Source organism: Thermogymnomonas acidicola JCM 13583, assembly GCF_001316105.1.
Classification (GTDB): domain Archaea; phylum Thermoplasmatota; class Thermoplasmata; order Thermoplasmatales; family Thermoplasmataceae; genus Thermogymnomonas; species Thermogymnomonas acidicola.
The window spans coordinates 1-15,577 of the sequence record NZ_BBCP01000006.1; the positions used below are offsets into that span (position 1 = coordinate 1).

Here is a 15,577-nt window from a genome sequence, read left to right on the forward strand (position 1 = left end):
ATCGGAAAGGGCAGTGATGGCAGGGACGTGTACCTTAAGGACATATGGCCCAGCGATGAAGAGGTGAACGGTGTCATTGCTAACACGATTAAGAGGGAAATGTTCATAGAGAAGTACAGGGACGTGAACGCCTTCAACGAGAGGTGGAACTCCCTGGATGCACCGTCCGGGCTGCTCTACGCCTGGGACGAGAAGAGCACATACATCAGGAGGCCACCATTCTTTGACGGCTTCAGTGTTGATGTGCCCGAGGAGCCGGAGGAGCTCAGGGATGCGAGGCCCCCCCTCCTCGTCCTGGGCGATTCAGTGACCACGGACCACATATCCCCCCCGGCGGCTCCATAGCCAGGGATAGCCCTGCAGGGAAGTACCTGATGGAGCACGGCGTGAGGCCAGAGGACTTCAACTCCTACGGTGCCAGGAGGGGGAACCATGAGGTCATGATGAGGGGGGGCACCTTCGGCAACAACAGGATAAAGAACGCACTGGCCGGCAGAGAGGGCCCGTACACGAAGTACCTGCCTGCCGGTGAGGTGATGTTCGTATACGATGCTGCTGTCAAGTACATGAAGGAAGGTGTCCCCCTGGTTGTGTTCGCAGGTAAGGAGTACGGTTCCGGAAGCTCCAGGGACTGGGCAGCAAAGGGGGGGCCCATGCTGATAGGTGTGAAGGCCGTTGTTGCCAGGAGCTTCGAGAGAATACACAGGAGCAACCTCATCGGCATGGGCATCCTGCCTCTCCAGTTCCCGGACGGGCAGGACATAAACAGCATAAAGGCAGATACATCGAAGCCGTTCACCATAGACCTGAGGGGCGCCCTGAAGCCGGGCGGAAGGGCCAGGATGCGCTTCACGACCACCGAAGGGAAGCCGGGCGAGGTCGTGCTCACTGTCAGGCTGGACACGCCCATAGAGGTTGAGTACTACAGGCACGGAGGCATACTGCAGTTCGTCATGAGAAAGATACTCACTGAAGCGAAATCCTGAGCACCGTGGAAACCTTAATAGAAAGACCCAATTTTTTCCTATCTACACATGTACATATCGGCACCGGATGGCATAATCAGGATCGCAAGACTGATTCTTCCGGAAGCTAAGGGTGATGCCCTGGAGAGGCAGGGCTTCAATTCGTTCGGCCAGAGGGAGGCCCTGAGGATACTCCAGATGCTTGCGGACCTGGGGGGGTGGATCGAGGTGAGCGCCGGCATGGACGAGATTGTGCATGTGAGGCCAACAGATGCCGGCCTGCGCATATTCCAGAGGGGGGGCCTGACGGATGACTTCCTCAAAGAGAAGGGGGGGGAGATCTACAGGATCATAACCTCCCTCCTTACCTTCGGTGAGGATGACGATGAGTATTACCAGCTGCACCTGGACCTTGCGAATTACCACGTGAAATCCGGAAACTACAACAGGGCCATGGAGATAATAGGAGCCATAATGAAGCCCCCCCTCGAGCAGCGTTCTGACAGGAGGCGGATCGCCCAGGCCCACATACTTTACGGCAACTGCAACCTGTACAGGTCAGAGTGCAGCTTTGCCGAGATACACTTCAGGAAGGCCCTAGAAATATCGGAGGGCAGTGAAAACCATGACCTGATGGCCAGGGCACTACAGGGCATCGCAATATGCAGGAGCACACAGGAGGATTTCTCATCGGCGCTGGAATACTTCAGGAGGGCCAGGGACGAGTTCGAAAGAGCAGGAGACTCCGAAGGTGCACACACAGCTGATCTTAATATAGCTTATCTATATTCTTACATAGGAAAAATTGATAAGTTCTATGAGTACAACAATAGGGCAGAGGAATATTTCCTAGAAACAGGAAATGAGGAGAGGAGGTTGCAGGCAATCATAAACGAGGCCTCTGTGAGGATATCCGTGGGGGGGGATTATGAGATAGCTAGGAGTATTTGCCTTGAGGCAATAAGGATATCAAGGGACATAGGGAATATTAGGTGGGAAATCCTATCAAAAGTTAACCTGGCCCATTCATACATATTCACTGGCGAACCGGGCAAGGCACTGGACCTGATCAGGGAGATAGGAGAGTATTACAGGAAGAACCTTAACTTTGAGGGTATGGCTATCTACGAGGAGCTGTCCGCCCTGTACATGATATCAGTAGACCGCCTTGACCTAGCGAAAGAACATATATCATCTCTGGAGAGGCTATGTGAAAAGAGAAGAATGGGAGCAATACTAAGAGACGCCTACGCATATATAACTAGGGCACTCTCAATCTACAATTATAAAGATAATACGATTCTGGAACTGCAGTCGAAGTTCATAAGGAATCTAACCGAGCAGTTTCCAGAACTTAGCAGATAGTTCAGTCATTGCTGAAGCCACCACCGATTGCAGGCATCAAAGACACCTCCTAGTTTCCCATTCAGCAGGTCCTTATAATCCGGCCCAGGTCGAAATTCTTGATAAGATGTAGATCCATTTTTACAGCACATACAGTATGCACGTGCGAAATTTTTCGTGCGAGCCCACGGCAAAATGTTTTTAAGCCTGGCAACTAACAAAATCTAGCAAACCAGAGCAATAATTACGACGTTTTGTTAAAAATTTAAAGATAATCTACTTAAATAGGAACCTGCATACGGTGTCATGCAGCAGGATCCCAGCAGCATACTGGAGAGGATAAGGAAGGACGGCATCGAGTTTTTGCAGTTTCAGTTCACGGACATATTGGGCGTGATAAAGACTGTAACGGTGCCCAAGAACAGGTTCGAGGCCACTGTCTCTGAAGGTGTGGTCTTTGATGGCAGTTCAGTTGCGGGATACGCCCAGATTGAAGAGAGCGACATGAGGGCCATACCTGACTACTCCACCTACACGATCCTCCCAGATTCAGGTGGAAAGGTGGCACGGTTCATATGCGACGTCTACACGCCCGAGGGGGGAAGAGGTTTGAAGGGGGGGATCCGAGGTACGTGCTCCAGAAGACCGTGCAGAGGCTGAAGAAGGACAAGCTGGACTTCTTTGTGGGGGGGCCAGAGTTTGAGTTCTTCATCTTCAAGCTGGATGAGAATGGGAGCCCAACGAACAAGCCCAGCGACTACGGGGGGGGTACTTCGACAACACCCCGCTGGATGCGGCCAACGAGATAAGGCAGGAGATACTGGACAGCCTCTACAAGCTTGGCTACCAGCCAGAGGCTGCACACCACGAGGTGGCCTACGGGCAGCACGAGATAGACCTGAAGTACGCTGAGGCCGTCGTCATGGCAGACAGGGTTGCAATGCTGAAGAGCATAATCAAGAACACCGCCAGGGCCCACGGCCTCTACGCAACCTTCATGCCGAAGCCCATCAACGGGGTGAACGGTTCGGGCATGCACGTGCACCAGAGTATCATGACAGAGGACGAGAAGCAGAACATGTTCTGGGACGAGAGGGCCAAGTACGGGATAAGCGAGATGGGCATGCACTACCTTGCCGGCATACTGGCCAACATAAACCAGGGAGCAGCTGTGCTGGCCTCCTGGGTCAACTCGTACAAGAGGCTCATACCAGGCTTTGAGGCCCCGGTTTACATATCATGGGCCAACAAGAACAGGACCGCACTCGTGAGGATACCGGCGGGCACAGGCATGAAGAAGAGGATGGAGCTCAGGTGCCCTGACCCAGCAGGCAACCCGTACCTTCAGTTCGCTGTGATACTCGGCATGGGCCTCGATGGGATACAGAGGAAACTTGAGCCTCCGGAACCCGTGGAGAGGGACATATTCCACATGACCCCCCCTGAGGAGCGCCAGCAGCTTGGCATCCAGCCATGCCGGAGAGCCTTGGCGAGGCTCTGCACCACCTGAAGAACAGCAAGCTAATGAGGGAAATACTGGGCCAGCACGTGTTCGAGAACTTCATAGAGGTTAAGACCAGGGAGTGGGACGCTTTCCGCTCGCACGTGACACAGTGGGAGCTGGAGAGGTACCTGCCGAGACTCTAGTTCTGGCTGGGAAATACCCTGCCACATACCATTTTTCCATGCTACAGAGCCCCCCCTAAGGCGGTCGTTATTGCTGCGAGCACACAGTGTGCAGGGATTTTTGTGAATTATTGATGATGCCGTTGTGCCGCAGGGATTATATCGTAATATGCGTTAACCGAACCTGTTGGAGGGGGGGCTGTGGGGTAGCTTGGTATCCTACGGGCTTTGGGAGCCTGAGACCCCGGTTCAAATCCGGGCAGCCCCCCCATGTGGTGCATGCAAGGATTCATGCATCTGTATCACCTTTTCATCGAACTGAAAAAACTGCGTCAGCCTCTCCCTGACCTGCTCCGCAACCTCCTCCTGCGTTATGTGCGTGTACCTCTCCGTGGTTCGAAGTGACCTGTGTCCGAGATGGATTTGCACCATGCGTATGTCCAGGGGTTTCTGGCCGAAAATCCCTCTCAGGAGCGCTGTGGCGCACCGGTGTCTTGCTGCGTGAGCATGGAACCTCGGAACGCCTGCCCTTGCACCGATTCGCCCCAGTATGTTTCTGACATAGTGGTAGCTCATCCTCCCCCCCCTCCTTGTGGTGAACAGTGCTGCCGGGTCACTGTTGTACCTGTAGTACTCTATGTACTCCCTTATCTCGTTCATCACTTCCGTAGGAAGCCCTATTATCCTCTCGGCCTCACCCTTCTCGCTCCTGATTCTTATCCCTGTGCTCCTTATGTCCTCCAGGTTGATCGAGATCAGCTCCCCTATCCTTATACCTCCGAAGAACAGCAGCTCAACTATCACCTTGTTTCTCGACGAACTGCCCATGTCCCCTGAATTTCCGGCGGCGGAGATTATCCTTTTGACCTCCTCATCCGCTGGTATCCAGGGATCAGGAAGAGGAGGCTCCTTGAACTTCGGAAGATCCATCTTTATACCTAGGAACCTGAACCAGGAAGCAAGGTCCTTCCTCTGGTTGTTCAGTGTATGGGCTTGACGCCCTTTTCAATTTCTTTGGCAAAAAAGTCCATTATTTTGGCCTGGGAGGGGTTGAATATATCCAGTACCCTGGAGAGTTCCCGGATCCTTCTCATGGCTCTCTGGACTGTCGATGGAGAATACCTCCCCCCCATGGTCAGGGCCCACAGCCTGTATTCCTGCAGCTTGCTCTCTAGGTCCCCCCCGTTCATTTGTTTGTCCATATCACTCAACCTCCATTCCGGCCTCCCGCAGACTGTTCTTCTCCTGGGGGAAATTCGTTCAGTTCACCCTTCATCTCTTCTGTGATCTCTATCCACGTGGATCCTGTCCTTTCCCATACCCTGAAATCGTACTCCTTGTGCCTCCTGGGGGATGACACCCAGGACTTCCAGACCTGCCATGTGCGAATTCTCTGGTAGTGAAGAACATGGGGATACAGCATATCTATCCTTTTCTGCGCCGCCGAGGTGTTGGACTTCTCCTCCTCATATTTCACCTGGTCGTAGGTCATGTATTGCGGACCTTCTGCCTTGATAACGTATGCGTGAGACTAACCCAACATGGACCCCCCCTGCTACCCCCCCTAGGCGAAAGAACACCTCCCCCCCCAAGCTTCCCCCCCCATGAAAGCCCTGGAAAGGGATGTAGGAGAGCTCACACCTTGAACTTCCGCACCCAGGACTCCAACTGCTTTCGGCTGCCAGCGTCGCGCTTCCGGTGAACCACGAAACCTCTTTTCTAACCCTCATAAGCGAAAAGCACGGACCGTGCGTCTTCTACTTCAATTCATACGACTTAAGTCCGACTGCCGCCTAGATCGCTCACGACTTTCAATCAGCGAGGTTGTTGGTTTCTCCGGGATGGAGGCGGCCGTGAACGCCTACGGCCTGGGCAAATGCTTTTATCTCCCTCGCACGTTTAACTTTCATGCAGGATTCCAGGGGGGGAATGAAATTTGACCTTGCATTCTGGAAGGAGAAATTCAGGGAGTTGGGTTACGGGATAAATCCTCGGGAATATGACGTGGAGAGTATAAAAGAGCGAGGGTTCATTCCACGGGGGGCTTTCTGTTGAAGGGATATGGTCACTCTTCGAGAACGGGCTGCTGGAGATAGTGGTAGTGAAAGTCAGTTCCGGCCTGAGCAGGCAGGTGCGTCCAGATGGCAAGGAAATGGGTTGGGACAGGGCGGAGGCCCATCATGGTACACACTGACGGCAAGGACTCCTACCTGGCCATTGCACCGGAGGGTGAGGGGGGGTCAGAAAGTCTGGTGAAGATGCTGTACCTGTCACACAGGCTCTACCACACAGATATGGAGGCGCTCAGCTCAATGAGATACCTGAGCACCAAGGCTGAGCTGTACAGGGAATACAACGAGGAGTTTCTCCCATACGGGAAGGTTAGGTATGAATTTTTCCAGGAGTACAGGTCAAAGTTCCTCAAACTTTCCGGGATGCTAAAGGGGGGGCTCCTGGGGGGGAGAGGAGGGCCAACGAGTACGCACAGAGGTTCCTTGGGAGGTTGATGTTCTTGTACTTCCTGCAGAAGAAGGGATGGCTCGCCGGTGACAGGGATTTCATCAGTGGGATAGAAGACTACAAGGGACTGAACAGGGTGTTCTATGAAGGTTTAAACAACCCCCCCAGGAACACCATGAACCTCCCATTCCTGAACGGCTCACTCTTCGATAAAGAAGAGTACGTTGGCGAACTCGAGAAGAAGATGGAAGCGGAGATCACAGAGTTCTTCAGGGAAGCAAGGGAATTCTTCAATAGGTATAACTTCACCGTTGACGAATTCACTCCGCTGGAACGGGAGGTGGGTATAGACCCGTACCTGCTTGGTACCGTTTTCGAGAATATGCTTCCAGAGAACGAGAGGGGGGGGAGCAAGGGGGGGACCTTCTACACTCCACCCTCGGAAATAAGGTTCATAATCAGGAGGGCCCTGGCAAACTACCTCAAGCTCAAGGTCGGGGGATTTGAGACGGGGGACAAGGTACAGGACGGGAAGTTCATGGACGGGATCGATGCGTATATCGGGAGATTGAAGGAAACCGGAAACATGATGGAGATGACCCAGTTCAAGGATGCGATCCTAGACGCCGTCGTAGTGGACCCGGCAGTTGGGTCGGGAGGGTTCATAGTCTACTACATGGACGAGGCCGTGAGGATAATACAGGAAGCTGAGGCTGCCGTTGGGCTCCAGCCTTCGCAGCCAGATGAACTGAAATACAAGATAATGGCCAATCTCTACGGGTTCGACATTGAGACCGAGGCGGTGGAGATAGCGAGGCTCAGGGTCTGGCTGTCGTACGTGATAAACAAGGAGAAACCCGTTCCTCTCCCCCCCAACCTTGACCTGAACATTATGGTGGTCCAGGACTCCCTGATGAAGGTACTGAAACGCTTGAGAACTTTGACCTCCTGGATAAGATGAGAAGTGTAAAGGACAGATACACCGGCGCACACACGCCAGCAGAAAAGATGGAACTAAAACAGAAGTTCTTTGAGCTTGGGAAGCAAGTATTCGGGCCCACCGCATCGTCCCTGGAGGTTTACCTGATTGGGAGGAAGGCGAATATAGTCATAATGAACCCTCCCTATGTGAGGCAGGAATCCATACCAAAAGACAGGAAGGAGCAATATGCTAAGACGTACAACCTTGACAGAAAGTCGGATGTGTATGCCTATTTCTTCGTGCGTGCCGTGGACCTGCTGGCACCGAGGGGGGGAGTTGTTTCCGTGATCTCATCCGACAAGTGGCTCGAAACGGGGGGGTACGGGGGGGAGTCGCTGCAGAAATATCTCAGTAAACGGCTCATAGCAGTCTACGGGCAGAGGGAGAGGTCGTTCGGCGCTGACGTGAATACGGTGGTATCTGTCTTCACAAACGAGATGCTGGAGGAACCTGTGGAGTTCATCTACCTTGAAAGCTATTCTGGGAACGTTGTGCGGAATGCAGTTTCCATGAAGAGGAGCGACCTGAAGCCGGGGGGGAAGTGGTTCTACCTGAGGGCACCGAAGATGTTCATGGAGAAGATATATCCAAAGCTCACGCACAAGCTCGGGGACTTCGCAGAGATAAAACGTGGTTTCACAACGGGCGCCAACGACTTCTTCTACATGAAGGACGTGTCGCACTTATACGAGGCGGATTACCTTGCAAACCCGAAGAAGTTCGAGGAGTGGGGGGGCGTGAAGGCCAGAAACGAGAAGGAGCTGAGGGAGCAGGGGGGGCTGATTTATATTGAGAATGAAGGTGGAGAGAGATTCGTGATAGATGCAAAGGACGTAAAGCCCTTAATAAGGAGCACAAAAGAACTCAACAGCTTCCATATAACCGGTTTATCTAAATTATGTCTTTACACAGATGACCCGGGCACCTTCACTTCTAAATACATAAAATGGGGGGGGAGAATCAACCTGTAATAATTAGAGGGAAAGATAAGCCCGTTATTGGGTACAATAACGTTCCATCTATTTCTGGCAGAAAGAAATGGTATCAGCTAAACGACCTGAAACCATCTAATATAATATTACCGATGTATGTGATGGACCGGTTCTTTGTTCCATTCTCAGATGAGCCGGTTATATGCGATCATACCCTTTATACCTTACAGTCAAAGGTTAAAAACATTGAACTTTACCTTAATTCCACATTGTTTTACGTGACCATGGAATTGTTTTTGCGAAGATTGGGTGGAGGTGGAGGTGTTGGTGAAATAATGGTAGCCGATTATGAACAGATATCTGTACCTAATTTAGAAAATATGGATTTGACGTCGTTTCATGTGCCTCTGTCCAGAAACGTTGGAAGATATTTCGAGGAAGTGACGTTGGAAGACAGAAGAAGGATAGACCTCGCAATATTACATATGTTGTCCATAGATGACTTTCCAGTTGATCAACTCTACAAGGAATTCGTGGAGCTGGTTGATGACCGCCTTGTTAAAGCGGACAGGCCCCTGAAGAGGGAGGAAGCAAACGAAGGTAAAGAGGAGGAAAGCGAAGAGGAGAGCGAGGAAGATGACTAAGATAATAGATAACCAGAAGGAGAAGTTCGGTCATCTCCTGTCAGCAGAGATAAGGGATGCCAGGGAAGTGGCGGTAGCGTCCGCGTACTTCAACCTCGAGGGCTATAGACAGGTAAAGGATGCCCTTAAGGGGGGGAAACCCCCTGAAGCTTCTCCTGGGAAGGGAGCCAACAGAGGGGGGGCTGAAGTTCGAGGAGGAGATGGTAAGCAATTTGGAGAAGTACGAGGAGGAACTGGAGAGGGAGCAGTCGGGGGATGCTGAGCTCTGAACTCATGCAGAACGAGGACGACATAGGATACTTTCAATTGCTGAAGGAGGCGGTGGACTACTTCTCCGGCAATAAGGTGGAGGTGAAGATAGTCAACGGGAGGTTCTTCCACGGGAAGGCGTACCTGGGTGCATCACCCTCCTTTTCTGACATAAGAAGCGGGTTCGCGTCCGTTGGTTCGAGCAACTTCACCGGCGGAGGGCTCGCAGGTAACAAGGAACTGAACATGCTGACCACTGACAGGGAGGTGGTGGAGGAACTGTCAGAATGGTTCATGGAGCAATGGAACGACGGGAATTCACGGAACTTCAAGGATAAGTTTCTGGAACTGCTGAAGAACTACGTCACGACCCACAGCCCCCCCTACGAGGTGGTAGCCAAGGCACTGTACGAGGTGTACTCACCCCCCCAGCTCAGCCAGATGGGCAGGGAGGACTACCTGAAATCCCTCTATCCGCACCAGGTTCTTTCATACACAAGGGCAAGGAGCATCCTCCAGGACTACGGGGGAGTGGTGATAGCGGATTCAACGGGCCTGGGGGAAAACGAGGGTGGCCATAAGCCTTGCCATGGATGCGGTGAAGTACGGGAAGAGCCCGCTTCTCATAGCCCCCCCAAGACCGCCCTGGACACCACCTGGCACGATGAGATGAACAAGACCCACTTCCACATGGACAGCATAAACACCGAACTCATTTCCAGCAACCCCCCCGATACGGCCCTGAGGGATTATCAGGACAGGGACTTTATAATAATAGATGAAGCGCACGACTTCAGGACGCCTTCATCCAACCGGTACAAAGCGCTTCAGGAATTCATGGCATCTGGTAAGAGGGAAGTGGTTCTCCTCACTGCCACCCCCCCGTTAACAACAGCCTAATGGACCTCTACAGCCTGTTCTCCCTTTTCCTGCCAGAGGATGCAATCTCCGACATGAACGTGACCCTGAGGGGGGGCTATTTCACGGAGCAGCAGAAGAAGTGGCTCCAAGGGATTGAAGTGGACATGGACAACATACTCAGGAGGTTCGTTGTGAGGGTTTCGAGGGACCTGGCGGGCTACATGAGCGGCGGGAAGATTAATTTCCCCCGAGAGGAAGCTGGATGATGATCCAGGGGGGGACAGGTACGATGTGCCGTGGACTTGGAGAGGCTTTCCAACCTGCTTAACTCGCTTTCTTTTATCTACTACGGATTCGCCATAGAGAAGCTTGCCTCAGACCTCACTCTCCCCCCCGACGCACGAAGATAAAAGACTACGTTGCCGAGGAGAAGAAGGCGAAGCTGCTGGAGCTGGTCAAGACCGTCGTGATAATAAACTTCTTCAAGAGGCTGGAGAGCAGCATGGAAGCCTTCAGGAAAACCATTGGAAACCTGGAGAACTACATCAGGCCGCCAGGGACTACGCTGCCCAGCATGGGTACTTCGTGCCGCCAAGGATGAAGGGGGACATCACGAATTCGGAGGGCGATGACGGGGAATGGGTGTTCCCAGTGCCCGAGGAGGTATTCTCGGGGAAGTACTCTTCCATCGCCCAGAAGTGCAGGCTGTCACAGGATGAAGTGAAGAAATTCAGGGAAGGGTGCGACAGAGACCTCGAGACCATAGGGCAGATAAAGGGCTGATACAGGTAAAGGATGCAAAGCTTTCTGGCCTGATTAACAGGCTGAAGCAGATAGACCTCAGCGGAAACAACGGGGGTGATCATATTCACGGAGTTTGCAGACACAGCAACGTACCTCTACAGGGAGACCTCCAGGGTGTTCAAGAGAGTCATGCTCACTACGGGTTCCATAAGCATCGGCCCCCCCAACGGGCGAGAAACCAGAAACCGCAAGGATGTGATAAAGGAGTTCATGAAGAATGGGGGGATACCTGATAACCACGGACGTGCTCAGCGAGAGCCAGAACCTGCAGAACGCCCAGTACCTTGTGAACTACGACTTCCCTTGGAACCCCCCGTGGTTTTGATACAGAGAGCAGGCAGGATAGACAGGATAGGCTCCCCCCCTCACCGTGCGATCTACATCATCAACATGCTGCCCGCCAACGGAGACCGGGATGACCCCCCCAGGAGCCTTGCTTACTTCCTCAAGGTCATGGAGAAGCTGCATTACAAAATAGGGGGGGAAATAAAGCGCACCGTGGGCCTGGACGCATCCGTATTGGGGGGGGAGGAGATCTCGCCTAAGAACTTCGCCGATGTTGAGAAGATAGCGGCAGGAGACCGTAGGGTTCTTGAGGAGCTCAGGGAGAGGATGGAGCAGTTCACCAGGGATCCCATGGACCAGCTTGCAAAGATAATAAAGGAGAGAGGAGAGGACTGGCTCAAGAAGATCCCTTACGGCATAGGGGGCGTACAAGAGGCACAGCCGGAACGGAATATTCATACTCTTCAGGAACGGGGGGGACGACTTTTACTGGAGGCTGAAGTTCTTTGACGGGGGGGAAAATGAGACCGTAGAAAACCCCCAACGAGATTATAGACACACTGTTATCAGGGGGAGCACGACACCAAGGGGGGGAAACCATAGATTATTCCAAACTAATGAAATGGTTTGTTGGGATGAAGCGTGAGGTGGCTGAGGAAATAAGAAGGAGCCATAGACAGAAACTAACTGTCGGAACTGTCAGAAAATTGACGAAGAGGGAAAGTGAGGTCTTGGATGCACTGAGGAGGGCCGGTGATGAGGGGGGGATAGAACTCTCAGGAAGGTTCAACAGGATGAGGTCCAAGAAGAGCGTTGTGGATACGCTTTATAATGCGCTAAGGGAGGGAAATCTTCTGGAGAAGGCGAGGGAAATACTGGTTGATGGTTCGGAAGAAGGGGGGGAGAGGGAGGAGGAGCCGGACGTGGACTTGAAAAGGGTATGCTGGTGCTGGCTGGAAAAGCGGTGAGCTACTCCTCTGCTAAAGCATCGGGGGGGTCTCCCCGCACCCCTAACTTCTCTAAGAACAAAAGAGGACCACCACTTTGACTTTTTACATAGTTCTTATCGGCCCTCCCGCTCACATCTTATACAGATGTGGAGATTGGAACAACATCCTTTGATATCCCGGTCTCTGTGTCGAAAGGTATATATCGCATTTGCTCTTGGTAGATACGTGAACAACTCAATAGAGTGTTCAGCGAGTAATGATGGAGAGGTGTCCTGGTCGACGTTGCTTGCATCTTTTATACCAATGGCAGTTGCCCTCCCGTCCAGTCTCACCGTTACAGGCATAATAGATCTCCTTCTGCCTCTCGTTGGATCCCTGCCTGACCCCCTCAAGGGTCGATGCCCTGACATACCCGAAGGCGAGTGTCATTTTTGTATCAGAAAACAAATGCACATTTGTTATTAAAGTATCGTATTTAGTGATGAAACTAAAATTCAAATTTTAGTGACAGACAGGTGAGTAGGCGTCCACCATCATTTTTATAATGCCTTCATTTAAAAATAAAATCACATGGCTCCCGGGGGGGTGAGCTTGTATTTTCTCCCATATTCCATTCTGATCGCTGCCAGAATTCTCTCCCTTTTGCTGTCCTCTATCCTCCGCTCTGTTCTTTCTCTTTCCTTCCTGCTCATTTCCTCCTGGCCTTCCTTCTGCTGATACCCGATATGTAAAACACTATAGCCAGCATGCCCGCAATCAGATATACAGCTCTCCCGTACTGGGTATTCTCCAGGTTGCCTAGAAAATCAACTATTCCCTGGATGGAGCTGAAATTGTATCCCGGATAGGTTGTTGCTCCAACGAACTGGGAACTTCCAGCGATGCCAACAGCGAGATCTCCTAGTTCTCCCGCATACAACTCCCGAAGCTTCTCCTTGACGGATTCCTTGATGGATGCCCACAGTTGCGGCTTGTAGTCCTTGAGAACCTCCATGGGAGCATCCCGGAGCAGCCCGGCGAGGAAATCGGCCTTGAACCGCTCCCATTCACCTATGGTCACCTTGAATGCCCTGGAGAACTCATCATGGGACGAAAGCTCCAGCTGCTCACTGAAGTGGTCCTCCCGGATCACGATATTGTATGCCCTGTCCACGTCTATACCGCGGGATCGAAGGAACACCCTTACGTCTATGACGTGAGACCTCACGTGCTCCCCCCCAAGCGGATTAAGCCGTATGGAGTCCCCCCCGCTTACGATCACGGAGTCCTTCCCATAGTTCCTTACCATGAGGTCTAATATTCCCTCCCTGGTAGGTTTCAATGGTAGTATCGTCTTTATCCGGCCTTCTTTGATGAGAGAATGAAGGTAGAACGCGTGGCAGTCAGCTCCAGCCTCTGCTCGAAGGCCATTGCCTCTCTCTGTTCCTTTTCCCTCAGGAGCTGGTTTAGGACAGCTTCCTTCGATGCCAGGTCTGCTCTCAGGTCGTCAATCTCCTTCTGCACCTTTTCTATCCTGCTATCGAGGCCCAGTGAGGGCATTATTGCGCGAACCCCCCCTGTCCTGAATATCTCACTAGCATTTATTTCAGGGTGTTCTTTCAGGAACTGCTCTATCTCTCGGTCGCTTATCACGGACCTCGGGACGCCTTTCTCACCTGCCCTGGGCCTTCCCACCCTTCCGGATCCCTTCATGTCCCTCCCCCCCTCCTTCCTGATACATGGAGGGGGAGGTTTTTCTGAGAGCGAATTAAATATGGTAAATATTTAATTAAATTAGAAAAGAATAATACGATGTTTTTAAGCGACCCCCCCAAAATAATTTCACTATATAGCGAAATTCCAAAATGGTATGTAATGGCCGTTCACCAAGCACACTTGATTCGTGGAACATTTCATGAATAATCCTGATGGACTCTATATGGAAATCTTCCATCACTCCACCACCTCCAGCACTTCGCCGTATGTTCTGGGGGGTAACGGTCCCGCTCTGCCATAAATGCCTCTGCGATCTCCCTGGCTACTCTCTCTGGAATTTGGTACCTCTTGCAGCTTCTGAAGAACCCCTTAGGTATTTTTCGTTCGCTAGGTCCGGGACTCATGCAAAAACCCCCCGCAAAGATTCAGTCAAATCATATGGAATCCGGGCAGCCCCCATTCTTCCGGCACAAGGGCGAGAGGGGGGGCCATTGTAACTGGCAGGTGCCTGGATGATGGGACTTGTTCACATCAAGTGAGAGGCCCATTCCGACACGGATCCGGATATCTGGCATTGACACATTCGATTCCTTAAATGTATTGCCATCCCGCTATCAATGGGCACCACGCAGAACGGTGTAGCGTGATCTGCATCACTGGAGCCTGAGGGACATAGCCGTCCTTTAGGGGGCATTCGCGGGGATCCATAGCATGCACCACTTTCGAGTCCCGCCAGTGGCGGACTGTGAACCTAAGGCCCAAGCCAGATACCCTGGCCGGAACTTCACCTGCCCCCCCGAATGACTTACTGCTTCGGCGGTGCCTTCACTTCCCAGTAGGCCCTCTCAAAAACCCTGTTTATCTCGCTTATAACGCCCGGCAGGCTGGAGAAGTCTGTCATGTGGAGCTCCACGGTGAACGTGTTGTTTCCGCCGTTCTTTGATGAGAAGTATATCTGGAGCGAGCTGAGTGAGTTTATCTTCCTCGCCGATAGTTCCTGGTTCACCTTCTCCAGTACCGTCTCGCTGTTCACGTCCCCGTTCACTGTCACCTGCAGCTGGTATATGAACTCCCCACCCACATTTATGTCAGTGAAGGTGGCGCTGCCGATCAGGGCACTGTTCGGCACGCTTATTATGTTCCCGTAGATGGTTTTAAGTGTGCTCCAGAGCGTCCTGACCTCAAGTACCTGCCCCCCCACTATGGGCCCCTCGAAGAGCCAGGAGTAGAGTATCATGTACTGACCAGGGACTATCACGCCAGACGAGGAGGCCATGACCCCCCCAGAGAGGAGGTTCTCAAGCACGGTCTGGAGTGCAAAGCCCACCACTATACCGCCGATGGAGCCACCGAGTATTGCAGCCGAGATGTTAACGCCTATAGCTGATAGTGCCCATATGAGTGCGATCACAAATATTATGGTCCTGATGAAGATGTGTATGCCCCCCCTCAGGCTCCTCCTCACGTTCCGCTTGGAGGTGTAGCTGGATATGCCCTTGTTGATTACTGACGACACGAGGTATGCCACGATCAGCGCTATCGCGATTACTGTGGCGTCCCTTATGTACACATGGTAGGTGTGTATCACCGGTATCTCTGCGGAGAGCTCTGCAAGTACAAAGTCAATCACGTAAACGAGTGCAACTGCTATAACTGCGTAAACAATGATCTTTGATACCTCTCTTGCTAGGCTTGGCATTCATTTCCTCAACGTCTCACCACTTAAATACTTAACTTCACATTGTCGTGAAAAGTGCTTTGAAAAATTAATATATTCATT

18 protein-coding genes, 1 tRNA gene and 3 pseudogenes are annotated in these 15,577 nt (G+C 52.1%); 16 read left to right on the forward strand and 6 right to left on the reverse strand.

Annotated features, from left to right (window positions below):
• The 5 genes and pseudogenes from JCM13583_RS13960 to JCM13583_RS06015 all read left to right on the forward strand — a co-directional run.
• Positions 1-345: pseudogene (locus JCM13583_RS13960) on the forward strand (aconitate hydratase); the annotation flags it as partial.
• A gap of 29 nt (positions 346-374) precedes the next feature.
• Positions 375-986 (forward strand): hypothetical protein, encoded by a 612-nt coding sequence (locus JCM13583_RS06000; protein WP_075057052.1) that lies wholly within the window; start codon positions 375-377, stop codon positions 984-986.
• Between the two features lie 48 nt (positions 987-1,034).
• Positions 1,035-2,330, forward strand: a complete 1,296-nt coding sequence (locus tag JCM13583_RS06005) for a tetratricopeptide repeat protein (RefSeq protein WP_075057053.1) — start codon at positions 1,035-1,037, stop codon at positions 2,328-2,330.
• A gap of 285 nt (positions 2,331-2,615) precedes the next feature.
• Positions 2,616-3,956, forward strand: a pseudogene (gene glnA / locus JCM13583_RS06010) (type I glutamate--ammonia ligase).
• Between the two features lie 174 nt (positions 3,957-4,130).
• A tRNA-Pro gene (locus tag JCM13583_RS06015) sits at positions 4,131-4,206 on the forward strand.
• Here the strand turns inward: JCM13583_RS06015 and JCM13583_RS06020 are convergent.
• The 3 genes from JCM13583_RS06020 to JCM13583_RS06030 are packed head-to-tail and all read right to left on the reverse strand — an operon-like array spanning position 4,185 to position 5,427.
• Complete coding sequence (locus JCM13583_RS06020) at positions 4,185-4,865, reverse strand: tyrosine-type recombinase/integrase (RefSeq protein WP_075057054.1); 681 nt, start codon at positions 4,863-4,865, stop codon at positions 4,185-4,187. The two genes, JCM13583_RS06015 and JCM13583_RS06020, sit on opposite strands and share 22 nt — an antisense overlap.
• A gap of 50 nt (positions 4,866-4,915) precedes the next feature.
• On the reverse strand, positions 4,916-5,137 hold the full coding sequence (locus JCM13583_RS06025; protein ID WP_162509499.1) for a hypothetical protein: 222 nt from the start codon (positions 5,135-5,137) through the stop codon (positions 4,916-4,918).
• Positions 5,138-5,142: 5 nt separating this feature from the next.
• Positions 5,143-5,427 (reverse strand): hypothetical protein, encoded by a 285-nt coding sequence (locus tag JCM13583_RS06030; RefSeq protein ID WP_075057056.1) that lies wholly within the window; start codon positions 5,425-5,427, stop codon positions 5,143-5,145.
• 416 nt (positions 5,428-5,843) lie between these two features.
• On the opposite strand from JCM13583_RS06030, the gene JCM13583_RS13965 reads away from it, so the two are divergent.
• The 11 genes and pseudogenes from JCM13583_RS13965 (at position 5,844) to JCM13583_RS06080 (ending at position 12,120) form a co-directional block, all read left to right on the forward strand.
• Positions 5,844-5,990 (forward strand): hypothetical protein, encoded by a 147-nt coding sequence (locus tag JCM13583_RS13965; RefSeq protein WP_171823486.1) that lies wholly within the window; start codon positions 5,844-5,846, stop codon positions 5,988-5,990.
• An 86-nt stretch (positions 5,991-6,076) separates the two neighbouring features.
• A complete protein-coding gene (locus JCM13583_RS06035) occupies positions 6,077-6,442 on the forward strand; it encodes a hypothetical protein (RefSeq protein WP_075057057.1) in 366 nt (121 codons plus the stop codon).
• Complete coding sequence (locus JCM13583_RS06040) at positions 6,442-7,356, forward strand: hypothetical protein (protein WP_075057058.1); 915 nt, start codon at positions 6,442-6,444, stop codon at positions 7,354-7,356. The genes JCM13583_RS06035 and JCM13583_RS06040 overlap by 1 nt, the downstream gene beginning before the upstream one ends.
• Positions 7,353-8,348, forward strand: a complete 996-nt coding sequence (locus tag JCM13583_RS06045) for an Eco57I restriction-modification methylase domain-containing protein (RefSeq protein ID WP_075057059.1) — start codon at positions 7,353-7,355, stop codon at positions 8,346-8,348. The genes JCM13583_RS06040 and JCM13583_RS06045 overlap by 4 nt, the downstream gene beginning before the upstream one ends.
• A complete protein-coding gene (locus tag JCM13583_RS06050; RefSeq protein ID WP_075057060.1) occupies positions 8,324-8,953 on the forward strand; it encodes a hypothetical protein in 630 nt (209 codons plus the stop codon). The genes JCM13583_RS06045 and JCM13583_RS06050 overlap by 25 nt, the downstream gene beginning before the upstream one ends.
• Before the next feature lie 119 nt (positions 8,954-9,072).
• A complete protein-coding gene (locus JCM13583_RS13970) occupies positions 9,073-9,222 on the forward strand; it encodes a hypothetical protein (RefSeq protein WP_171823487.1) in 150 nt (49 codons plus the stop codon).
• Positions 9,209-10,102: a hypothetical protein gene (locus JCM13583_RS06055; protein WP_162509500.1), complete on the forward strand. Its 894-nt coding sequence runs from the start codon at positions 9,209-9,211 to the stop codon at positions 10,100-10,102. The genes JCM13583_RS13970 and JCM13583_RS06055 overlap by 14 nt, the downstream gene beginning before the upstream one ends.
• Entirely contained in the window at positions 10,102-10,329 is a 228-nt protein-coding gene (locus JCM13583_RS06060) for a hypothetical protein (protein WP_075057062.1), read from the forward strand. The genes JCM13583_RS06055 and JCM13583_RS06060 overlap by 1 nt, the downstream gene beginning before the upstream one ends.
• 319 nt (positions 10,330-10,648) lie before the next feature.
• Positions 10,649-10,846 (forward strand): hypothetical protein, encoded by a 198-nt coding sequence (locus JCM13583_RS06065; protein WP_162509501.1) that lies wholly within the window; start codon positions 10,649-10,651, stop codon positions 10,844-10,846.
• 238 nt (positions 10,847-11,084) lie between these two features.
• Positions 11,085-11,662 (forward strand): annotated as a pseudogene (locus JCM13583_RS06075) (hypothetical protein).
• A 137-nt stretch (positions 11,663-11,799) separates the two neighbouring features.
• Positions 11,800-12,120 carry a hypothetical protein gene (locus tag JCM13583_RS06080; RefSeq protein WP_162509502.1) on the forward strand — a complete coding sequence of 107 codons (321 nt, stop codon included), beginning with the start codon at positions 11,800-11,802 and terminating at the stop codon, positions 12,118-12,120.
• Positions 12,121-12,790: 670 nt separating this feature from the next.
• Here JCM13583_RS06080 and JCM13583_RS06085 read toward each other — a convergent pair.
• The 3 genes from JCM13583_RS06085 to JCM13583_RS06095 all read right to left on the reverse strand — a co-directional run bounded on the left by JCM13583_RS06085 (position 12,791) and on the right by JCM13583_RS06095 (position 15,496).
• Positions 12,791-13,390: a hypothetical protein gene (locus JCM13583_RS06085; protein ID WP_075057067.1), complete on the reverse strand. Its 600-nt coding sequence runs from the start codon at positions 13,388-13,390 to the stop codon at positions 12,791-12,793.
• A 47-nt stretch (positions 13,391-13,437) separates the two neighbouring features.
• Positions 13,438-13,794 carry a hypothetical protein gene (locus tag JCM13583_RS06090; protein WP_075057068.1) on the reverse strand — a complete coding sequence of 119 codons (357 nt, stop codon included), beginning with the start codon at positions 13,792-13,794 and terminating at the stop codon, positions 13,438-13,440.
• 808 nt (positions 13,795-14,602) lie between these two features.
• A complete protein-coding gene (locus tag JCM13583_RS06095; protein WP_075057069.1) occupies positions 14,603-15,496 on the reverse strand; it encodes a mechanosensitive ion channel family protein in 894 nt (297 codons plus the stop codon).
• Positions 15,497-15,577: the final 81 nt, after the last annotated feature.